The organism is Hymenobacter wooponensis (assembly GCF_004745865.1).
Classification (GTDB): domain Bacteria; phylum Bacteroidota; class Bacteroidia; order Cytophagales; family Hymenobacteraceae; genus Hymenobacter; species Hymenobacter wooponensis.
In genome coordinates, this window is the sequence record NZ_SRKZ01000002.1 from 603,030 (window position 1) to 622,305 (window position 19,276).

Annotated in this window: 17 protein-coding genes; 11 read left to right on the forward strand and 6 right to left on the reverse strand. The window is 57.5% G+C overall.

Annotation, left to right across the window (positions count from 1 at the left end; all coding sequences use genetic code 11):
* Positions 1-80 precede the first annotated feature (80 nt).
* Together EU557_RS08710 and bla are read left to right on the forward strand one after the other, a co-directional pair.
* Positions 81-536 (forward strand): DinB family protein, encoded by a 456-nt coding sequence (locus tag EU557_RS08710; protein WP_135529997.1) that lies wholly within the window; start codon positions 81-83, stop codon positions 534-536.
* Positions 537-634: 98 nt separating this feature from the next.
* On the forward strand, positions 635-1,444 hold the full coding sequence (gene bla, locus EU557_RS08715; protein ID WP_135529998.1) for a subclass B1 metallo-beta-lactamase: 810 nt from the start codon (positions 635-637) through the stop codon (positions 1,442-1,444).
* A 124-nt stretch (positions 1,445-1,568) separates the two neighbouring features.
* Here bla and EU557_RS08720 read toward each other — a convergent pair whose 3' ends face one another.
* The gene (locus EU557_RS08720; RefSeq protein WP_135529999.1) at positions 1,569-2,819 is read right to left on the reverse strand and encodes a tetratricopeptide repeat protein; all 1,251 of its coding nucleotides are present in this window, start codon (positions 2,817-2,819) and stop codon (positions 1,569-1,571) included.
* Between the two features lie 496 nt (positions 2,820-3,315).
* On the opposite strand from EU557_RS08720, the gene EU557_RS08725 reads away from it, so the two are divergent.
* Positions 3,316-4,182: an AraC family transcriptional regulator gene (locus tag EU557_RS08725; RefSeq protein WP_135530000.1), complete on the forward strand. Its 867-nt coding sequence runs from the start codon at positions 3,316-3,318 to the stop codon at positions 4,180-4,182.
* A gap of 117 nt (positions 4,183-4,299) precedes the next feature.
* Positions 4,300-5,436 (forward strand): hypothetical protein, encoded by a 1,137-nt coding sequence (locus EU557_RS08730; protein ID WP_135530001.1) that lies wholly within the window; start codon positions 4,300-4,302, stop codon positions 5,434-5,436.
* Between the two features lie 112 nt (positions 5,437-5,548).
* Here the strand turns inward: EU557_RS08730 and EU557_RS08735 are convergent, their stop codons facing one another.
* The gene (locus tag EU557_RS08735) at positions 5,549-6,238 is read right to left on the reverse strand and encodes a T-complex 10 C-terminal domain-containing protein (RefSeq protein WP_135530002.1); all 690 of its coding nucleotides are present in this window, start codon (positions 6,236-6,238) and stop codon (positions 5,549-5,551) included.
* A gap of 264 nt (positions 6,239-6,502) precedes the next feature.
* On the opposite strand from EU557_RS08735, the gene EU557_RS08740 reads away from it, so the two are divergent.
* Positions 6,503-7,180, forward strand: a complete 678-nt coding sequence (locus tag EU557_RS08740; protein ID WP_135530003.1) for a head GIN domain-containing protein — start codon at positions 6,503-6,505, stop codon at positions 7,178-7,180.
* A gap of 111 nt (positions 7,181-7,291) precedes the next feature.
* Here EU557_RS08740 and EU557_RS08745 read toward each other — a convergent pair whose 3' ends face one another.
* The 3 genes from EU557_RS08745 to EU557_RS08755 form a co-directional block, all read right to left on the reverse strand.
* The gene (locus tag EU557_RS08745; RefSeq protein WP_135530004.1) at positions 7,292-7,684 is read right to left on the reverse strand and encodes a RidA family protein; all 393 of its coding nucleotides are present in this window, start codon (positions 7,682-7,684) and stop codon (positions 7,292-7,294) included.
* A gap of 107 nt (positions 7,685-7,791) precedes the next feature.
* A complete protein-coding gene (locus tag EU557_RS08750; RefSeq protein ID WP_135530005.1) occupies positions 7,792-8,751 on the reverse strand; it encodes a helix-turn-helix transcriptional regulator in 960 nt (319 codons plus the stop codon).
* A gap of 108 nt (positions 8,752-8,859) precedes the next feature.
* The gene (locus EU557_RS08755; protein ID WP_135530006.1) at positions 8,860-9,783 is read right to left on the reverse strand and encodes a helix-turn-helix domain-containing protein; all 924 of its coding nucleotides are present in this window, start codon (positions 9,781-9,783) and stop codon (positions 8,860-8,862) included.
* Between the two features lie 371 nt (positions 9,784-10,154).
* Between EU557_RS08755 and pckA the strand changes: the two genes are divergently transcribed.
* Both pckA and EU557_RS08765 read left to right on the forward strand, forming a co-directional pair.
* Positions 10,155-11,768, forward strand: a complete 1,614-nt coding sequence (gene pckA, locus EU557_RS08760) for a phosphoenolpyruvate carboxykinase (ATP) (RefSeq protein ID WP_135530007.1) — start codon at positions 10,155-10,157, stop codon at positions 11,766-11,768.
* A 188-nt stretch (positions 11,769-11,956) separates the two neighbouring features.
* Complete coding sequence (locus EU557_RS08765) at positions 11,957-13,303, forward strand: dicarboxylate/amino acid:cation symporter (protein WP_135530008.1); 1,347 nt, start codon at positions 11,957-11,959, stop codon at positions 13,301-13,303.
* Positions 13,304-13,584: 281 nt separating this feature from the next.
* On the opposite strand, the gene EU557_RS08770 is transcribed toward EU557_RS08765, so the two are convergent.
* Complete coding sequence (locus tag EU557_RS08770; protein WP_135530009.1) at positions 13,585-15,078, reverse strand: pectate lyase family protein; 1,494 nt, start codon at positions 15,076-15,078, stop codon at positions 13,585-13,587.
* 308 nt (positions 15,079-15,386) lie between these two features.
* Between EU557_RS08770 and EU557_RS08775 the strand changes: the two genes are divergently transcribed.
* The 4 genes from EU557_RS08775 (at position 15,387) to EU557_RS08790 (ending at position 19,255) form a co-directional block, all read left to right on the forward strand.
* A complete protein-coding gene (locus EU557_RS08775; RefSeq protein WP_167855135.1) occupies positions 15,387-16,538 on the forward strand; it encodes an MFS transporter in 1,152 nt (383 codons plus the stop codon).
* Between the two features lie 211 nt (positions 16,539-16,749).
* On the forward strand, positions 16,750-17,595 hold the full coding sequence (locus EU557_RS08780; protein WP_135530010.1) for a hypothetical protein: 846 nt from the start codon (positions 16,750-16,752) through the stop codon (positions 17,593-17,595).
* A gap of 106 nt (positions 17,596-17,701) precedes the next feature.
* Entirely contained in the window at positions 17,702-18,676 is a 975-nt protein-coding gene (locus EU557_RS08785; protein ID WP_135530011.1) for a helix-turn-helix transcriptional regulator, read from the forward strand.
* Between the two features lie 60 nt (positions 18,677-18,736).
* Positions 18,737-19,255, forward strand: coding sequence for a DinB family protein (locus EU557_RS08790; protein ID WP_135530012.1), 519 nt, complete (start codon positions 18,737-18,739; stop codon positions 19,253-19,255).
* Positions 19,256-19,276 lie beyond the last annotated feature (21 nt).

The following is a 19,276-nucleotide window of genomic DNA, read 5'->3' on the forward strand; positions in this document are numbered from 1 at the left end:
ACATCTTTGTATCCAAGTTAGGCTGCTGCCCTACCCCAGGGTGCCTTGTGGGGCCCTGCTACGCTTGATTTGGTTAGGATATGCAAGATATTAGCCACCGCTTACGCAAGCTATTAGGGTTGCTGAACAGTTCGTTATCTAGTTTTTCAGAGGCCGAGCTAGCGTATACGCCTGCGCCTGGGCAGTGGTCGAAAAAGGAGATTCTAGGCCACCTCATCGACTCTGCTGCTAACAACCACCGCCGCTTCGTGCTGAGCCAGCTGGAGCCCGAGCCTCTCGTCATCACGCCCTACGACCAGGACCAGTGGGTTGCCCTCTCGCGGTATCAGCAAACCCCAGCCGCTGAACTGCTCCAGCTCTGGACCCTGTATAACCGCCAGATTGTGCGTTTACTGGAAAACCTGCCACCCGGTGCCACTGCCTACCGCTGCGAGTTTGATAACGGATACAGTGTGACGTTGCGCTGGCTAGCCGAGGATTACGTGATGCACATGGAGCATCATGTGCACCAGATCCTCAACCTAGCCTCGGCCTAAAGTACCCTGCTCCTTAACTCGGCACTTGAAAAGAGTGGCCTAGCGGGGCACTATTCAGAAGACCAAAAACGTTTACGGGGCTTGTCTTTCGTTTTCTGATGGTGCCTTTTTCTATTTCATCCTTCGCGCGGCGCGCTGGCTTCCTTTGTTTTCTGCTTTGCGCAAGCGGTTTTGGAGTTCTACAGCCCGTAGCAGCAGCGGGTACTACCCCGGTTCCGGAGGCTCGTATTCGGGTGCGGGCCGTGGCTCCCGATGTGTTCGTGCACACGTCGTACCGGTACTTGCCGGGCACGGCAGCTCCCATTCCCGCCAACGGGCTTGTTATTAGTACTACCAAGGGAGCAATTCTGCTTGATACTGGCTGGGACTCTGACCAAACTCTACAGCTCCTCCGCTGGGTGGCCGACAGCCTGCACCAACGAGTGCGTATGGTCATCGTGACGCACGCCCACGAAGACCGCATGGGCGGCATAGCAGTGCTGCGAGCCAACAACATCAAGGTTGTCAGCAGCCAAATGACCTCCAGCCGGGCCACCGCCATCAAAGAAGATGCGCCCACTCCTGCCATCAAGCCGTTTACGGTTATTCAGGCGGGCAAAACCCGGCTGGAGCTGTTTTACCCTGGCCCCGGCCATACGCCCGATAATCTGGTGGCGTGGCTGCCCAAGCAGCGCGTATTGTTTGGAGGTTGCTTAGTGAAAGAAATGGCAACCGACACGCCCGGCAACATTGAGGACGCCGACTTGAAGAAGTGGCCTAGCGCCGTTAAGGCTGTTGCTGACCGGTACCCCCGGGCCCGCACCGTGGTACCCGGCCACGGCAACTGGGGTGGCCCCGAGCTACTAACTCACACCCTAGACGTACTGCGCCGCCCAGGCCAACAACCACAAACTGCGTTGGGCAAGTAGGCCACTACTCCAGCAGCACTACCCAAAGGGCTCGGCCCTGGGAGATGAACCAATACCTTCTAGGCCAGTTCATCTCCCAGGGCCGAGCCTTTATGCCTATTAAAACTCGGCCTTGCTGGGCCGTTTATTTGCGATGCTTTTTCAGGTAGGCTTTCGCTTCGTTAGAGGCTTCTGATTTGCGCTCTGCCTTCTCAGCCACTTCCTTGTAATAGCGGACGGCCTCTGCGGTGTTCTTTTGCTTTTCGGCAATACGCGCTAGGTTGAGAAGAGAATAGAGGTAGAAACCCTGCTTGGTTTCGCCGGTGCTCTCTGAGAATACCACGCAACGCTTGTAATAGTCTTGGGCCTTAGTAAGGTCTTGATACTGGTTTTGCATCAAGCTGCCCAGAAAGAAGGTAGCGTACCGGCCGCTGATAGCCTCATAGCCCGGCAAGCCCCGGTTTATCTTATCCAGTATGTCGCGGCTGATCCGCTCACACTCCGGCAAGTAGCCCTGCTGATAGCAGGTGAGGGCATAAAACCGCTGGAAATAGCCATTATCGGGGTAAGCCTTAGCCATTTGCTGAGCAATGGGGAAAGCCTCCTCCGGCTTGTTTTCCTGATTTTGCAGAATCTTCATCAGGAACACCTTGGCCTCGTTAGAGGTATAGAACCCGTTTTGGGCCACGCTGCGCAATTGTTGCAGGCCTAGCTGCCGGTTGCCCTTAGGAAAGAACAGCAGCACCGGCTTCAGCAACTTATAGTTATCCGAAATCCAGACGGCGTAGTAATTGATTAGGGCTTGCCCAAACAGAAACTCCGGGCTTAGGCCATTGGCTTCCTGGCTCTTGTCTAAGTAATCGAGGGCCCGCTTGCTAGAGAAGGTAGCCCGGCGCCAGTTGTGGCGCTCGGCATTTAAACGAGCATCAAAGCCATACGCCGCCGACAGGAAAAAGCAGGCCTCGTAATTCTTCTTATCCTGCTTGTATTGGGTTTCAGCCTTGGTAATGGCCGTATCCATGTAAGCGAAGAAAGTCTTGTCGTATATCTCGGTGGTGATGTTGGTGGGCATGATCTTCCACCACGTATTCAGGCCCAGCAAGAAGTACGGCATGGGGTGGTTAGGATAGCGCCGCCGCAGGGAGCGGAATTGCTTTTCCGCTTTGTCGTACTTGAAGTTGTACATGTTCTGCACCGCTCCTTCCAGTTCGGTCTGAATGTCTTTGTCGAGCAGCAGCCACCCTTTAGTGTCAACGGCATTGGGGGCTACATCCACATTCTCCAGATTTACCTGGCGGGAGGGCTTCGGCTGGGTAGAAGCTGGAGGCGTAACAGGCTGCTGTCCATGAGCTTGTAGCCCCAGAAACAGCAGTAAGCAGAACAGTATAAAGCGCATAGTAACCACTTGAACCCCTAATGTTATAAAAAAGGTCGGAGTTGCTCTCAAATTGAGAACGTTTGTGCGTTGCGCTTCTTACGCAGCTTTCATCATAACCGAACTAAAAGAGCAAAAAAAGAGGCTGAAGCTCCCACAGCTTCAGCCTCTCTATCGTTTCTCCGTCACCCGGATCCCACCAACGGCAGGAGAAACGCTACAACGGCATGATCCCACCCACAACCGTTGCATTCTATTGACTTGACGTTTACGGTGCCAGTCTTATTTCGTGTACTTATTGCTGTGGCCTAGGCCTAGTTGCACGGTCCAAAAACCTGCGCTGCGACCGTCTTAAAGTTCAGTTGCAACCGCTTTTATACAACAAGCTCAAATACAGGCACAAGGTCTTAAGAATATCAGCGCATGTCTACCGCTTGATTCGCAAGTTATGGTGCTGCATTGACACATGAGGTTATAATTTAGTAACTTGGCCGTCAGTCGGGCACCAAACCTCGTCATGAAGCTCCAATTCGAACCTATCCAGCCTACCGCCGACAGCTCCTTCACGCTGTTGCATTACACTAACGTTGAGAAAGGTGACTTGCTCTGGCACTATCACCCAGAGTATGAGCTGGTGTACCTGCCGCAAGGCAGTGGCCGGCGGCACATTGGCCAGCACATTTCCCGCTTTGAGGAAGGCGAGCTGGTGCTCATCGGCCCCGACCTACCGCACCTGACGTTTAGCTACGGGCAGCCAGCTGGTATTCCCTTTGAGGAAATTGTGGTGCAGCTGCGCTCTGATTTCTTGGGTGATACATTCTGGCAACACCCCGAGTTAGCCGATATCCGGCAGTTGCTGGCCCGTGCCCATGAAGGCCTTTCGTTTGGGGGCGAAACCCGGGCCGCAGTTGGAGCCGACTTGCGCCGCTTGCTGGATGAGCCACCGTTTGCCCGCTTGCTCACGCTGCTGCGCGTACTGCAGACGCTAGCCCAGGCCCCGGCCGCGGAGTGCCTTTCCTTACACGCTGGCCACGCTGGTCTGGGGCGGCAGGGCAAGGAGCAACAGCGCCTAAGCCGCGTGTACCAGTTTTTGGAGCAACATTACCAGCGGGCGTCGCTGTCGGTGCAGGAGGTAGCAGAAGTAGCCAATCTGTCGGTGCCAGCATTCTGCCGCTATTTCCGCCAAATGACGCGCCTCACCCTCACTGACTTCCTGCAGGAGTATCGCGTAGGCCACGCCTGCCGTCTGCTGCTAGATGACATTCCCGTGACGGAGGTGTGCTATGCCAGCGGCTTCAGCAACGTGTCGCACTTCAACAAAACCTTCCGCCGCCACACTGGCCAAAGCCCTACCGAGTACCGCCGGCAGCGTCTGGTAATGTAAGTACTTGGCTAAAGTAAGAAGCTGGCATTAATTGGCTTGTGTGTAAGCATAAGCCTTATGTGTGAACGTGCTAGGCCGCTCTAATTGTTAGGCAGGCAAACGCTATCCTAACATTCTATGCCTGCTTTCTCGGTCAAGTGGCCGGCTATACTTCGCCGGTGCTGGTGGCTGCTGGTGCTGCCCGCGTTGGTACTTACGGCAGCCGCAATTCCGGCCAAAAACAACGAAGCGCCCCTGGTGCTGCAGCCTGTTAAGCTGCCTTTCACACCCACTCAGTTTTACATAGCAAGAATTCGGGATGAGCGGCCCAACCGCGCCGCGGTTGCATGGCTGGTGCCCGCGCCTACTAAGCCGGGCGCGCCGCTGCCAGCGGCGCAGCCCATTGATTTGCAGGGAGGTGGCCTAGCCGCTATTCAGGCCTTTGTGCGGCAGAGCTTGCCACGCAATCCGGCGCTCCGCCCTATTCAAATTCGGCTGCGGGAGTGCCGGGTGCAGGAGAAGGTAGCGGCCAATGGGGCGGTAGAAGGGCAAATCAGCCTAGATTTAGCCTTTGACTATCAGACTCCGGATCGGGCGGTGTTTCTGACTCAGTACCGGGGCGGAGCGCGGTACATCCGCAATGCTGCCGACCGCACCCCCGTGGAGCCGACCTTGCGGCAGGCACTGGCCAGTTCATTAGTGTACCTCAATACTTGGCTCAACCAGGCCGCAGCTACCGATGTGCGCCTGGCTACGGCAGTGCACCCCACGTTCCGGTACGAAACCCGCCGCACCGAGGCCGATACTGTGTTTCATGACCCCGCCCACCCACTCACGTGGGACGACTTTACCGGCCAGCCCCGCCCCAGAGGGCAGTACGCGGCATCTGTGTTTCCTAGCTTTGCCTACCAGGGGCGGCCGCGGGTGCGCAATGGGGTGGTGGAGCTGGATATTCTGCTTTCCATCTTTGTAGTGCGCAGCTCCTCGTGGGTGGCGCCGGGGCAGCAAACGGCCGTCAACCTGAATCATGAGCAGCGCCACTTTGATCTGGTGCGGATTGTGGCAGAACGATTCCGACGCAAAGCCACTCCCGATAGCCTCACAGTGGAGGACTATAACAGCATCCTGCAGCTGCAATACTTGAAGTCGTTCACCGAAATGAACCACGTGCAGGATCAGTACGATGCCGAAACCCACGGCGGCACCGACCTGGCCGCCCAGGAACGCTGGAACCGCCGCATTGATGCCGACCTAAAGAAATATGGTGTACGCTAGGCCAGTAGACAGTTCCCTGCCACACTACCACTGGCCTAGCTCTACAAGCAGTTCATATAAAAAGCCCCTGTAGCGTGTGCTACAGGGGCTTTTTGATTCTTAGCAGTAAGCGTTAGTTCTTCACTTTACGCTCGCCATCGTCGTCTACTTTCACTTTGCGGCCGCTGGCAAACTTGGTTTTGCGCTCACCATCCTTGTCAATTTTGACTTTGGTGCCGTTGGCGTATTCAATTTTCACATCTCCCCCATCACGCTCATACTTCACAATGGCCGGGCCCCGACGACGAGCTGGGGTGGTAGCACGCGTAGAGGTAGTGGTGGTCGTCTCGGTAGTTGAGGTTGAGGCCGTGTAGGGGGTACCCGCGTAGTAGGCGTCGCGGTTGGAGGTATAGGTGTTGTACTGGGCGGGGTCGGTCACGATGGTTTTTACGGAGCGGTCCGTTTCATCATTGATGGAGCGCAGCGCGGCATAACGGCCAGTGGTATCGGTAGCATACTGGGTGTTAGCCTGCTGAATACGACGGCCGCGGGTGTAGTAGGTCTTCTGGACCTTAGTAACTACCACGGTGTCAGTCAGGCGCAGGTCCTGGGCAATGCGGTCAGAGAGGCGGTCAGCGTCGGTGCGGTAAGAAGCGGTATCGGCATCGGTAGCGGCTACCTCGGTGGTGGCTGAGTTGCGAGCTACAACGGCGGTATCAGCAGATGGGGTGGTGGCAGCATCCATGGCCGCTTGTTTGTCCTGGTTACAGGAAACGGCGGTGAGAGTGGCAGCACAAGAGAGAAAAAGGAGCGTCTTGTTCATAAAGTTGAAAGCTGGTGAAACCTGCTGCTCAGAAGCTGGAGGTTGGCGCTGATTACGTAGGCCTCTGGTATATAGTTTCTGAGCTAGGTTATTGCCAATGCAGGCCCTATCAGTATATTTATCTTACAATCAGCATGTTAATTCTAAGAAGCCAGCTCCTGTAAGCTCAACTATTCAGCAACGGAGCTTTTATCAGGGCCTCAGGCAACCCTGGGGTCAGCCCAGCCATCTACCGATAACCAGTCACCCTAATTCCTTCCGTGTATGAAAACGCTCATGTTACGCTCTGCCTTAGCTGCCTCTCTGTTTACCCTTGCCTCAGGGGCCGTACTGGCTCAAAAGTCGCAAACCCGCACGGTAGGCGACTTTGAGATGCTCCAGACCTCCGGGGCGGTAAATGTTATGCTGCGGCAGGGCTCACAAACGTCGGTGCGAGTAGAAGCCGAGCCCGAAGTACTGGAGCAGATCAAAACAGAAGTTAAAGGCAATAAGCTGGTTATTTACCGCGACCAGAAGGATGTATCGCTGCTGCAGCGCATGAAAAGCACGGGAAAAGTGATGGTGTATATCACCTGCCCGCGTCTGAACTCCGTGGAATCTAGCGGCGCCTGCGATATCAAGAGTGAAACGCCCTTTAAGGCCAGCGACTTTACTATCCGGGCTAGCGGCGCCAGCGACATCACCCTCAACATTGATGTAAAGAACCTTAATGCTAGCGCGTCTGGCGCCAGCGACCTGCGCGTAACCGGTTACGCGGAGCGCCAACAAGTTTCCATCAGCGGCAGCAGCGATTATCGGGCCTACGACCTAAAAAGCAAGCGCGCCCAAGTGCAAGCCAGCGGCGCGAGCGACGCCTACGTGGCCGTGGCCGATGAGCTTTCCTCCCGCAGCTCTGGCGCCAGTGACATCCACTACAAAGGCAGCCCTCGGGTAATTAAGTAACTGGCCTAGAGGCCTTGCAATGCAGTAGGCCAGCAGCTTTAGCTTGCTACAGTAAACAACAAAGCCCGACAGGTCGCTGCCGGGCTTTGGTATTTACCGTAGTCGAAGTGCCTATCTCACTACTGTAGCTTCCAACTCTACTGTTAAGGAGGCAAACAGGCCCTTCACTTCCAGCAACGTGGTGGCTTGCTTGACGCCGTGCTTGGCTAGCCAGGGCGCATAAATGTCCATGCAGGTAGCGAAAAACTCCTGCACCGAAGTGGTGTACACATTCAGTCGCACAATACCGCCGCATTCATATCCTGCTTCGTTTATGAGCTGCTCCAGATTCTGAAAGGTTTGCTGAAGCTGGCTGCGCATATCGGCCGTGCTGGGCTGGCCTTCTGCATCCAGGGCCACCTGCCCGGAGCAGTAGAGCGTGCCAGCGGGCTGCTTGATTTCAACGGCTTGAACTGAGTTGGTGTATTGTCCCCATTTCCAAGGGTCTACGGTGCGCTTTTCCATGTTAAAGAGCTTGAAGAATGATGTTATCAAGTGTTCTTCACTTGATACTTCAAAGGTCCAGCCCCCAACTGACAGCCCTGTGTCAGCATGTTTGTAGCCCGTAAAAATTAATCAGGGCGGCCAAAAGAGTCGTACGCCCGTTGGGCCAGGGCGCGCAGCGGATCGGCTAGCGCTGCCGGCTCCACAATGGTGAGGGCCCCGGCGTAAGGCAGCAGCCAAGTTGCCAGGTAGTGTAGTTCTCCGATAAATAAGGTCATCTCAAGTTGCCCATCGGGCAAGCGTTGCTCGTGGGCCCAGCCATACTGGTGTTTGGTATCGTGCAGGTGTTGGACCAAGGCGGGCAGTAGAGCAGCCGGCTGGAAGCGAAGCACCACCCGCTCGCGCTGCCGACTGGCCTGTGCGGTCCAGTGCTGCTGTAAAAGGTTAGGGCGCACCTCAAATACCTCGGGGCGTAGCTCCAAGTCCTGAATGCGGTCTAGGCGGAAGTGGCGGATGGTCTGGCGCAACCGGCAATAGGCTACTACGTGCCACTGTCGGCTCAAAGACAGACTGATAGGCTCGATGTCGCGGATGGTGGAAGCCTCATTTTCGGCGGCCTGGTAGCGCAGGTGCACCACACGGTGCATGGCAATGGCTGCCACCAGCTGCTGGTAAACTGGGGGCCGATTGGCTTGGTCGCGGGGTCCTAGCACTCGAATGTGCGGGGCCAGGTGGTCGAGGTGGTCACGGTCGGGGCCGCGCAACACGGCGCGTACTTTGTCCATGGCGGCACCGCTCAGTTGCGCCGTGGGCGCGTCGGTGAGGTGGGTAGCCAGCTTTTCGGCGGTGAGCAGGGCCGTAGCTTCCTCGCGGGTAAACATCACGGGTGGCAGCCGGTATCCCTCGGCCAGTGAATAGCCGATGCCCGGCTCCCCAATCAGAGGGACGCCCGCTTCTTCCAGCGTGCGCAGGTCGCGGTAAATCGTGCGCAAACTCACACCGAACTTCTCAGCTAGCGCGGGCCCGCTTACTTTGCGTTTGGCCTGCAGTTGTATAAGCAGAGCTGTTACGCGGTCAAATCTATTCATGAGTTAAGCTCCGTAACGCATAGGCCTATTCTTTACCCAAGCCCCTTGTTCTAGGCCAGTTTCGCCATCCCGGCGCCTCTCACCTGAAGCAATGATTTCCATGGCTCCTTATTCATTGCCAACTGCCCGCAGGGTTCGGGGCTGGCCTTCGCCGCGGTAGGCTTTGGCTCGGTAGGCGATGGGCGAAAGGCCAGTTTGCTTGCGGAAGAAGCGGGCAAAGTACCCTGGGTCAGCAAACTGCAGCTCGTAGGCAATTTCTGAAACCGAGAGGGAGGTGTAGACCAGCAAGTTGTGCGCCTTCCGGACGGTGTGGGCCTGCACAATCTCAAGGGCCGATTTGCCCTTCACGGTCTGACAGATGCGGTTGAGATGCACGGGAGTAATCTTCAGCTCCTGGGCAAACTGTGAGATCTTCTTCTCGAAGGGTGCCGAGCGGGCAATGCACTTCTGAAACTCGCGGAAGTAATGCAGCGCCCGGTTGGGGCTATCCTCTTCCTTCTTCCGGTTGAGCAGCAGCAGTCGGAAGATCTTCACGAACAGCAGCTTGAAGTAAGCGTTCAGCGCCAGCTGCTTGCCGGGCAAGTCGGAGTTGATTTCTGTATGAATCTGCTGCTCCAGGGCCAGCAAATCGGCAAACGGCAGGTCTTCTTCAAACTCAGAGAGGATGTACACTGAGTTTAACTCCACCATCACGGCGGGAGTAGCCTGCAGAATAGTATCCATTAGAGCCTCCGAAAGCGTGAGGGTGCGGCCCTTCACCTGGGGGCTGAACGTGAAGCCGTGCACCGTATTGGCCGGAATGATAACGAGGCAGGGCGTGGTAAGGTCCACGGGCTCGGCAGCGGCATGGAAAGAGGCGCGCCCGGCCTCCAGAAAAAACATCTGGAACAAGTTGCCATGCAGGTGCGGCTTCAGGCCCCAGTCGGCGGTACGGTTGCGGGGCGAAATGATCTGGCTGCACAGGTAGTCGTGCGAGACTTGCGCTTTATCGTCCCCGTAAATCCCATCATAGCGGGCTATAACTTCCTTCATCTCGACAAAAAAGGCTACTTAAGGACTGGCCTATAGAATGCTGTGGTATTCATTTCTCCCATTTTCACGATCTATATTTTTGGGTTCAGCGGCCCGAAATCCTGAGATCAGGGAAACCAATGTTTTTTTTGTCCTGACAAAATAGCGAATTGTTTCAGTCCGTGCAGTCAAGGCCATCGTATTTTTGTCCTACCCAGCCAGAGTAGCTCGTTGGCATGTTATCCGGGTAGCACCCAAACCCGTATACGCTGCTTTCCTTACTGCTCTACTAGCGCCAGCTCGCTCCTGCCTGCACCCTTAGGCCGGAGCATCTCCACCCAGGTTTGCGGGCGCTACCTCCTCCGATTTCCCACCCAATCCCCATTTCCCACATGGAAAATTCCCCCATTTCCACCCGTTTGGCCCCGCTAGGCCTCTCCACCACCGGCCAGGTGCACCTCAACCTGACGCCCTCTGAGCTGATTGAGCATGCTCTGCGCCGCGGCGAAGGCACCCTCACCGACACGGGAGCCCTGATGGCCGACACCGGCGCCTTTACCGGCCGCTCGCCCAAAGACCGGTTCATCGTGAAAGATGAAAACACCCAGGATTCTGTATGGTGGGGCGACATCAACATTCCTTTCGCGGCCGACAAATTTGACCAGCTGCAGGAGAAAATGGTGCAGTACCTGGCTGATAAGGAAGTGTTTGTGCGTGATGCCTACGCCGGCGCCAATCCCGACTACCAGCTGAAGCTGCGCGTGGTGAACGAGCTAGCCTGGCACAACCTGTTCTGCTACAACATGTTCCTGCGTCCCGAGGAAGGCGCTGACACCAGCTGGACGCCCGACTTCAGCATCATCTGCGCCCCCGGCTTTGAGGCCGACCCCGCCGTGGATGGCACCCGCCAGAAAAACTTCGCCATTCTCAACTTCACCAAGAAGATGATTCTGATTGGTGGCACCGGCTACGCTGGCGAGATGAAGAAGGGCATTTTTGGTGTACTGAACTACCTGCTGCCCCACGAAAAGAACACGCTGAGCATGCACTGCTCCGCCAACGTAGGCCAGGACGGCGACACGGCCATCTTCTTTGGCCTCTCGGGCACGGGCAAAACTACCCTATCGGCTGACCCCAACCGCGGCCTCATCGGCGACGACGAGCACGGCTGGACGCCTGATGCGGGCATCTTCAACTTTGAAGGCGGCTGCTACGCTAAAGTCATTGACCTCTCAGCGGAGAAAGAGCCCGAAATCTGGAACGCCATCCGTTACGGCTCCATCGTGGAGAACACGCGCTACGTGCCCGGTACTCGCACCGTAGACTACGCCAACAAATCAGTAACCGAAAACACCCGCACGGCTTACCCCATCAGCTTCATCCCGAATGCGGTGGAGCCTTCGGTGGCTGGCACGCCCAAGAACATCTTCTTCCTAACGGCTGATGCCTTTGGCGTGCTGCCTCCCATCAGCAAGCTGGATAAGTGCCACGCCATGTACCACTTCATGAGCGGCTACACCGCCAAGGTGGCCGGTACGGAAATGGGCATTACAGAGCCCCAAACCACGTTCTCGGCGTGCTTTGGCGCCGTATTCCTGCCCCTGCACCCCACTAAGTATGCCGAGATGCTGGGTCAGAAAATGGACGAGAACGAGGTGAACGTGTGGCTGATCAATACCGGCTGGACCGGGGGCAGCTACGGCGTGGGCTCACGCATGAAACTGGCCTACACCCGCGCCATGATTACGGCCGCACTGGAGGGCAAGCTGGATAACGTGGAGTTCCACAAGCACCCCATCTTCGGTGTGGAAGTGCCCGCCGCCGTGCCCAACGTGCCTTCCGAAATTCTGGACCCACGCGACACCTGGACCGACAAAGAGGCCTACGACCACACCGCCGCCGACCTGGCCGAGAAGTTCGTGAAGAACTTCGAGAAGTATGCGTCTTATGCCAATGAGGACATCTTGGCTGGTGCCCCTAAAGTAGCCGTAGCCGCTGGCGTGTAACCGCCTGGCAGCCACTTACCGCTGAAGCGCCCCGTTGGCATCTGGCCGGCGGGGCGTTTTTGCGTTATTGCGTTATTGCTGGCGCTGTTCCGGGCAATTTCGTACTTGCACCGTAACCCCACCCCCAGCATCTCTCCTGCAGGGGAAGGGCTGGGGGTGGGGTTATGTCGACTGTGTAACTAACATTCATGAAAAAACTTGCTTCCAACCTCACCTTTCAGGTTCTCACGGCTATTGCGCTGGGGGTGCTGGTGGGCTCATTATTTCCAGATTTTGGGGCCGCCCTGAAACCCATCGGCGACACGTTTATCAACCTGATCAAAATGCTCATTGCGCCCATCATTTTCCTGACGGTGGTGCTGGGCATTGGGGGCATGGGCGACATGAAGAAAGTAGGCCGCGTGGGTGGCAAGGCCCTACTCTACTTTGAAATCGTGACGACGCTGGCGCTGGTTATCGGCATTACAGCGGCTAATCTGGCCAAACCCGGTGTGGGGATTGATGCCCGTGCTTCAGTAGCTACCCAGAGCGCAGCACAGGCGGCCGAAGCGGCGAAGTACACCTCCCAGGCTGCTAGCGGTGAGGGCATGAACTGGGTTGACTTTGCTACGCATATTGTACCTCACAGCGTGGTTGGGGCCTTTGCCGAGGGGGAAGTACTGCAGGTGCTGCTATTCGCGGTGCTGTTTGGGTTAGCGGTGAGCCGCATCCCCGCCGAGTACGGGCAGCCGCTGATGAAGACCTTCGACCGACTTTCGCACGCCATGTTTGGGGTGTTGGCGCTTGTGATGAAGCTAGCGCCCATTGGGGCATTTGGGGGTATGGCCTTTACCATTGGCAAGTACGGGCTGCACACGCTGTTGCCGCTGGGCAAGCTCATGCTGGTAGTCTACCTGACCATGTTCCTGTTTGTATTTGGGGTGCTCAACGCCATCATGCGGTTCTATGGCCTGAGCTTGTGGCGCTACCTGGGCTTTATTAAGGAAGAAATTCTGCTGGTGCTGGGTACATCGTCGTCGGAGTCGGCGCTGCCGCGCATGATTGATAAGCTGGAGCGCTATGGCTGCTCCCGCTCGGTGGCGGGCTTGGTGATACCCACGGGCTACTCATTCAACCTCGATGGCACTTCCATCTACCTTTCTATTGCGGCCATCTTTCTGGCCCAAGCCTTCAACATCAACCTCACGCTAGGCCAGGAGATTTCGCTTATTGGTATTCTGATGCTGACGAGCAAAGGTGCGGCCGGGGTTACGGGCTCGGGGTTCATTGTGCTGGCCTCAACGCTGGCCGCCACGCGCATTATTCCGGTGGAGGGTGTGGCCCTGCTGCTGGGCGTTGACCGCTTCATGAGTGAGGCACGAGCCATTACCAACGTCATCGGCAACGGCGTGGCAACTCTGGTCATCGCCAAGAGTGAAAACGAGTTTGATGAAGCCAAGCACCAACTGGCCCTAGCCGGCCGAGACGTGCCACCAGAGCTTGAGCCCGCCTCTTTGCTACCCAAGGTAGAGAAGCAAGTGGAAGAGAGAGGATAAGTGGCCTAGAGTTGGTAGAGAGTGATTATATAAGAACGTCATGTCGAGCTTGTCGAGACATCTCGCGTGCTGACGTTTAATGTTAATTCTTGATAGCACGTCATCCTGACGCAGGAAGGATCTACTCACCCATAACTGAGTGGCCTAGAACAAGCCGTTCATGCGTGAGTAGATCCTTCCTGCGTCAGGATGACGTTTTAGGGTAATCGTTCTAGGCCACTTCAACCACCCCCAGCCCCTCCCCATCTAAGGAGGAAAGTTCTTGTGCCTAGGCCACTCTCCTACTTACTCTTAGCCATTGCGGGAGTGGCCAGACTATTCAGGTACTCTTCCAGCATGGTGTAGCCGCTAGCAGCTAGTTTACTGCGGTCGGTGGCATCCTGTGGGTTGAGGCCGTGGCTTTTCTCCCAGGCATCGGGCATGCCGTCGTGGTCGGTATCGAGTGGTGCAGGCGTTGACTTCAGCTCCGGCCACGCTTTTTGCGATACGCTGTAGGGGGTGCCGTGCGGATAGCCGCCCTGCACATCAATGATGCGGCCGGTGCGCGTAACCACGTTCCGGATGATGCGCTGGTCGAGAGTGTCGCGCTTGGGTAGGGTGGCCCCTACTTGCTGCAGTACCAGGGCGTAGGCCTCTTGGGCAGTTTGCGTGGTTACGGGGCCCAGCACAAAGGGCTGTGTTGCTTTAGCCAGCACAGTATCGGCGGCGGTGCCGCCATTCATAGTTACCCCGCGCCAGTTGTGGCGCGTCACTTCGGCGCTGGCGTCTACGTAGTTACCCGTGACGTAGAACTTGCCATAGGGCAGCGGGTTGGGGCCTTTCTCTAGCTTGTAGGGGTTGAGCACCCGCGCCCGCACGCTTTCCTTGGTAGATGGCCCATACTTATAATAGTTGTTGACGATGTTGTAGTTGCCGCCTTCGCCCGCGTAGGCATTGTTCTCGCCCCAGTTATAGAGCACATTGTTGCGGAAATCTACATTCTCGAAGCCGGCGGGGTGCGTGTACCGGCTGCCATTGAAGCGGGGCGTGCGGTTTTTGCAGCTCGCGAACAGGTTGTGGTGCATGGTGGCATGCTGCCCGCCCCAAATGCCGCCAAACCCATGCTGCTCGAAATCAGTGTCGCCCTTCTCGAAGTGGTAGGAGTAGTTGAGCGGCTCACTGATGAGGTTCCACTGCAACGTGGTGCTGTCGCCCTCATACACTGACAGCGCCTCGTCGGTACTCCAGCTCATGGAGCAGTGGTCGATAATGAGGCGGTTGTTGCGCGTACCCCCGAAGGCATCGTCGCCGCCGGCCCCAGCTACCTTGCCCTGGTTCTGGTTTTTATCGCCCATACGGAAGCGTAGGAAGCGCACCAATACATTGTGGGCCTTCACGCTCACGGGGTAATCAGCCAGGCAAATACCATCGCCGGGTGCGGTTTGGCCAGCAATGGTGGTGTTGGCTTTGCTAATGGTGAGCGGGGAGTTCAAGTGAATGGTGCCCGATACCCGGAACACTACCGTACGGGCGGGCGCGGCCTTAGTAAGAGCGTAACGCAAGCTGCCGGGCTGCCCATCGTCGTTGAGGTTGGTCACCTCGAACACAGTGGTTGGCATGGCCGCCGTACCACGGCCGCCCGTGGTAAAGCGCCCAGCGCCTTCAGCCCCCGGAAATGCTGGTACTGGGCCGGCAACGGGAGCTTCCGTGGCCGCCATCAGAGCAGCAAAGCTTACTGCCGCCACGGGCCAGATAGAAGCACGGCCCAGCCGACGCAGGGAAAAATGGGCAGACATATTGGGGGAATTAAAAGGAAATGTCAGGACAGGTGACGACTGGCCTAGCCACGCTTTGCTAGTCGTAGTGACCCTGATATTACCCAAATACCAAGCCCATCAGGCGCTGTTATCTAGATTTCTTTGTGCAATCGATGCCGGCAACGTTGCCATGACGAATAAGCAGGAGTTGAGAAGCAATGCGCTGATGTTTTTGCCCAGCTCAAGCGCTCCGCTAGGCCACTTCTCCCCCACCTCCTCAGCAACGAAAACAACATAAACCGCGTCTCTACCACCATTTGCAGTGCTAACGCTGCTTTTTGGCTGGTATGACGCAGGTTTTGGAAGAGGTAACGCCGAAGCAGGCGCGGGTGGCTATTGCCTTGTTTTTCTTTGTATCAGGGTTTGGGTTTTCTACTTGGGCGTCGCGCATCCCTACCATCCAGCACCAGCTTGGGCTAAATGAAGCGGAGCTGGGTGGTGTGCTTCTGGCGCTGCCCACGGGGCTTATGCTCACGCTACCCGTCACGGGCCTACTGCTGCGGCGTTTCAGCAGCCGGCAGGTAATGCTGGTGGGAGCTATTCTCTACAACGTGGCGCTGGCGCTGCTGGGCTTTGCGGCCCACACCTGGCAGCTGGTGGCGCTGCTATTTTGCTTTGGCTCCTCCCGCAACCTGCTCAACATCTCCATGAATGCGCAGTCGGTGGGCGTGCAGGCCCAGTACAGCAAATCCATTATTGCCACTTTTCATGGGGTATGGAGTGTGGCGGGCTTTGCCGCCGCGGCCGTAGGGGCAGCCCTTATTCGGGAGCGGGTGGCACCGGGTCCGCACTTTGCGGTGGTGGCGGTACTGCTCACGGCGGTGGCCCTTTACAACTACCGCCATAGCCTCTCGCTGCCGCCGGCCCCCGAAGAGCGGCGGCCTGGCTTTAGCTGGCCTAGCGCGGCGCTGCTGAAGTTCGGCATTATTGCCTTCGCCTCCATGGCCTGCGAAGGCACCATGTACGACTGGAGCAGCATCTACTTTAACAAGGCCGTGCTGATGCCTAAAGAAGATGCGGCCATTGGCTTTGCCGTGTACATGGTGGCCATGACGGCAGGCCGTTTCGCGGGCGACCCGCTGACCAACCGTTTTGGGGTGAAGCCGCTGCTCCATTATAGTGGCCTACTGATACTGGTAGGCCTATTGCTGGCGGCGCTGCTACCTACGCCTATTACCGCAGGGCTAGGGTTTGTGCTGGTGGGCCTGGGCGTGTCGTGCGTGATTCCGATGGTGTTTGGGATGGCGGGCCGTTCCACCACGCTCAGTTCGGGTTCGGCCATTGCGGCGGTGTCTACGGTGGGGTACTTTGGGTTTCTGGTGGTACCGCCGGTGGTGGGCTTAATTGCCGAATCGGCTAACCTGCGCTGGTCGTTTGCGCTGATGGCTTTGCTGGGGGCCGTGATGGTGTGGCTGGTGCGCCGGCTCCCCAATACATAGGCCTAGGCACAGCTACCGGCAGCATCAGATAAGCAACTACTGTACATCTAGTTGTTGCGGCGGTCATCTGTTCTTGGCAACGCATCAGCGCCAGCAGGAGGTTGCTTGAGAAACTCAGGCTGCATTTTACTTCTACCCTAGCACTTTCTAGCTATCTTGGAAGTTCAAGCTCTGTGCCCTAGTGGAAACAACAAGGAGTTTGCGCCCATTGATGAAGTATATTCTTGTGCTACTAGGCTGGTGCCTTCCGCTGGTGTTACGGGCCGCCCAACCGCTAGAGCCTTTGCAGATTGCGGAGCATTTCGTGGCCAAAACCGGGTGGTCGGAGATGAAAAGCTACCTCAGCGGGGAAGCCGCCGGGCAGGCCCGCCGTGAGAGCCTAGGCCAGCAGATTCCGGCTACCCTGGAGCGGCGCTGCCAGCTGCTGCAGCAGGGCCTGGCCACGGCAGTTGTCACCGTGGAGCTGCACGACTCCGTGAGCCGTAACGACATTTACCTGCACTTCCGCCGCGACTCTACCGCGGCGGCAGCGCCCTGGAAGCTAGCGGCCGTGCGCAGCCTGTCGATGACGCAGTTAGGGCCGCCCATGCTCAAGCTGCTTTCCGAAATGCCCCCGGCGGAAGTAGCAACCTACAACCAGAAGCACCCCGACGCTGACCACGCCTTTATGCTTGGCAACATTCAGCTCTGGATTGGGGCCGATGCGAACATCAACCAACACTTTGCTCGTAATCAGGAGGCCTTTCAGCGGGCTGCGCAGTTTATTCAGGAGCGCCATTTCTTCACTTCTGCCCCAGATTCGGCGGTGCTGGAGGAGAAGGCGGCTAATGCGAATGAGGAGCTGCAGGCACTGCTCCACCCTCTCTACATTACCCGCGTTTCTCGCCGTTACCTGGGCTGCGCCAGCTGCCTTGAATTTGTAATTGGGGGCGTTACTGACAACACCGTAGGCCTGTTCTACCAGCCCGACGCCCAACAGGTACCCACCATGAGTCCCGACCGGATCATTGTCATCAAGCCGCTGGGCAATGGCTGGTACCTGTTTAAAACTACCTAAGCACTTTCTAGCTCACCCTCTCTATCTGCAGCATGTGGCAGATGAAGCTAGGCCAGGGCTGGGGCACCTCACTGGTTAACTGGCCTACGGTGACTACTTTGCCAGCATGAACCGCTTCGACCGCATCACGGCCATTCTCATTCAGCTTCAAGCCAAGCGCGTGGTGAAGGGCCAGGACTTGGCTGAGCGGTTTGGCGTGAGCCTGCGCACCGTGTACCGCGACTTGCGCACGCTGGAAGAAGCTGGGGTACCGCTCTATGGCGAAGCGGGGGTAGGGTACTCACTGGTGGAAGGTTACCGGCTGCCGCCCGTAATGTTTACGCGGGAAGAAGCCACGGCCCTACTCACGGCCGAAAAGCTGGCCGCCCAACTCACCAACCCCCACATGGCCCAACTCAGCAAGGCCGCTATGGATAAGCTGCGCGCCGTGCTAGGCCACTCCGACCGCGACTACTTAGCCGAGCTCAGCCCTCGGGTGACGGTGCTGCAGCCCTGGATGCACCGTAGCGCGCCCCCACCTTCCAGCGACACCCACCAGTTGCTGCTCACCAGCATTGCCACCCACCGGGTAGCGGCTATTGACTACCGTGCCGGCTACCATGGCGCGGCCACCCAGCGCGATGTAGAGCCCATTGGCCTGTACTTTGGGCAATATTGGCACGTAGTAGCCTACTGCCGCCTGCGCCAGGAGTACCGCGACTTCCGTTTTGACCGCATAGTGAGTTTGCAGCTGCGGGAGGAGCACTTTGCGCCCCGCCCCGAAACCCTGCATTCATATTGGGCGGAGCGGGCGCGGCAGCACCCCGGTACCACGGTGGTAGTCCGGCTCCGGCCCGAAGCCCTGGCCTATGCTCACGAGAACAAGCACTATTTTGGCTGGCTGCAGGAGCAGGAAACGGCGGATGGTTTGGTGGAGATGACGCTGCAGCCCATGCACCTGGAAAGCATAGCCCGGTGGCTGATGCTGTTCGGGCCCAACGTCACGGTAGTATCGCCGCCGGAGCTGCAGCAGCGCCTACGCGAACTGGCCCGGGAGGCCTACGAACATTTTTCTGGCACTTCAGAAAACCTGCTGACATAGGGCTGTCAGTGGCTGCGGCGAGCTTTGGAATATCATCCATCTAACCCCATCATCGCCTTTATGGAAACGACCCTCACCACCCCGCTGGCCCTTGCCCTGCTGTCCGAACTCACCCACGAACTGACGCTGACCCGCCGTGTACTGGAGCGCTTGCCCGCCGAGCACTTCAGCTGGCAGCCCCACCCCAAATCCATGACTCTAGGCCACTTGGGCGCCCACACCGCCGATCTACTGGGCGGCATCAAAACCACTTTTGAAACCACCGAAATGGACCTGGCCAATTACGCCGACCATGCCCCAGCACCACCCGCCAGTGCCGCAGAGCTGGTCCAGCGCCTGGCAGCCAACGGAGCCGCTGCCCATGAAACCCTATCTCAGGCCGAGGCCGAGGCCTTCGCGGTAATCTGGACTCTGCGGTTTGGGGAGCAAACCATTCTGCAGCAGTCCCGCGCCGATATTGTCCGCCACCTCATCAACCACACTATCCACCACCGCGGCCAACTCTCCGTGTATCTGCGCCTGCTAGATGTACCCGTGCCGTACATCTACGGCCCTTCGGCCGATGAGGCCACGGCGTAGGCCACTCCCAACAGCCCGGTA

What these genes read in the sequence shown, in the direction of transcription:
- EU557_RS08720 (WP_135529999.1), bottom strand. Translation starts at nt 2,819, where the DNA reads ATGCGCTTTATACTGTTCTGCTTACTGCTGTTTCTGGGGCTACAAGCT.
- EU557_RS08790 (WP_135530012.1), top strand. Translation starts at nt 18,737, where the DNA reads ATGGAAACGACCCTCACCACCCCGCTGGCCCTTGCCCTGCTGTCCGAA.
- EU557_RS08765 (WP_135530008.1), top strand. Translation starts at nt 11,957, where the DNA reads ATGAAAAAACTTGCTTCCAACCTCACCTTTCAGGTTCTCACGGCTATT.
- EU557_RS08755 (WP_135530006.1), bottom strand. Translation starts at nt 9,783, where the DNA reads ATGAAGGAAGTTATAGCCCGCTATGATGGGATTTACGGGGACGATAAA.
- EU557_RS08710 (WP_135529997.1), top strand. Translation starts at nt 81, where the DNA reads ATGCAAGATATTAGCCACCGCTTACGCAAGCTATTAGGGTTGCTGAAC.
- EU557_RS08770 (WP_135530009.1), bottom strand. Translation starts at nt 15,078, where the DNA reads ATGTCTGCCCATTTTTCCCTGCGTCGGCTGGGCCGTGCTTCTATCTGG.
- EU557_RS08730 (WP_135530001.1), top strand. Translation starts at nt 4,300, where the DNA reads ATGCCTGCTTTCTCGGTCAAGTGGCCGGCTATACTTCGCCGGTGCTGG.
- EU557_RS08735 (WP_135530002.1), bottom strand. Translation starts at nt 6,238, where the DNA reads ATGAACAAGACGCTCCTTTTTCTCTCTTGTGCTGCCACTCTCACCGCC.
- EU557_RS08780 (WP_135530010.1), top strand. Translation starts at nt 16,750, where the DNA reads ATGAAGTATATTCTTGTGCTACTAGGCTGGTGCCTTCCGCTGGTGTTA.
- EU557_RS08725 (WP_135530000.1), top strand. Translation starts at nt 3,316, where the DNA reads ATGAAGCTCCAATTCGAACCTATCCAGCCTACCGCCGACAGCTCCTTC.
- EU557_RS08775 (WP_167855135.1), top strand. Translation starts at nt 15,387, where the DNA reads ATGACGCAGGTTTTGGAAGAGGTAACGCCGAAGCAGGCGCGGGTGGCT.
- EU557_RS08785 (WP_135530011.1), top strand. Translation starts at nt 17,702, where the DNA reads ATGAACCGCTTCGACCGCATCACGGCCATTCTCATTCAGCTTCAAGCC.
- pckA (WP_135530007.1), top strand. Translation starts at nt 10,155, where the DNA reads ATGGAAAATTCCCCCATTTCCACCCGTTTGGCCCCGCTAGGCCTCTCC.
- bla (WP_135529998.1), top strand. Translation starts at nt 635, where the DNA reads ATGGTGCCTTTTTCTATTTCATCCTTCGCGCGGCGCGCTGGCTTCCTT.
- EU557_RS08745 (WP_135530004.1), bottom strand. Translation starts at nt 7,684, where the DNA reads ATGGAAAAGCGCACCGTAGACCCTTGGAAATGGGGACAATACACCAAC.
- EU557_RS08750 (WP_135530005.1), bottom strand. Translation starts at nt 8,751, where the DNA reads ATGAATAGATTTGACCGCGTAACAGCTCTGCTTATACAACTGCAGGCC.
- EU557_RS08740 (WP_135530003.1), top strand. Translation starts at nt 6,503, where the DNA reads ATGAAAACGCTCATGTTACGCTCTGCCTTAGCTGCCTCTCTGTTTACC.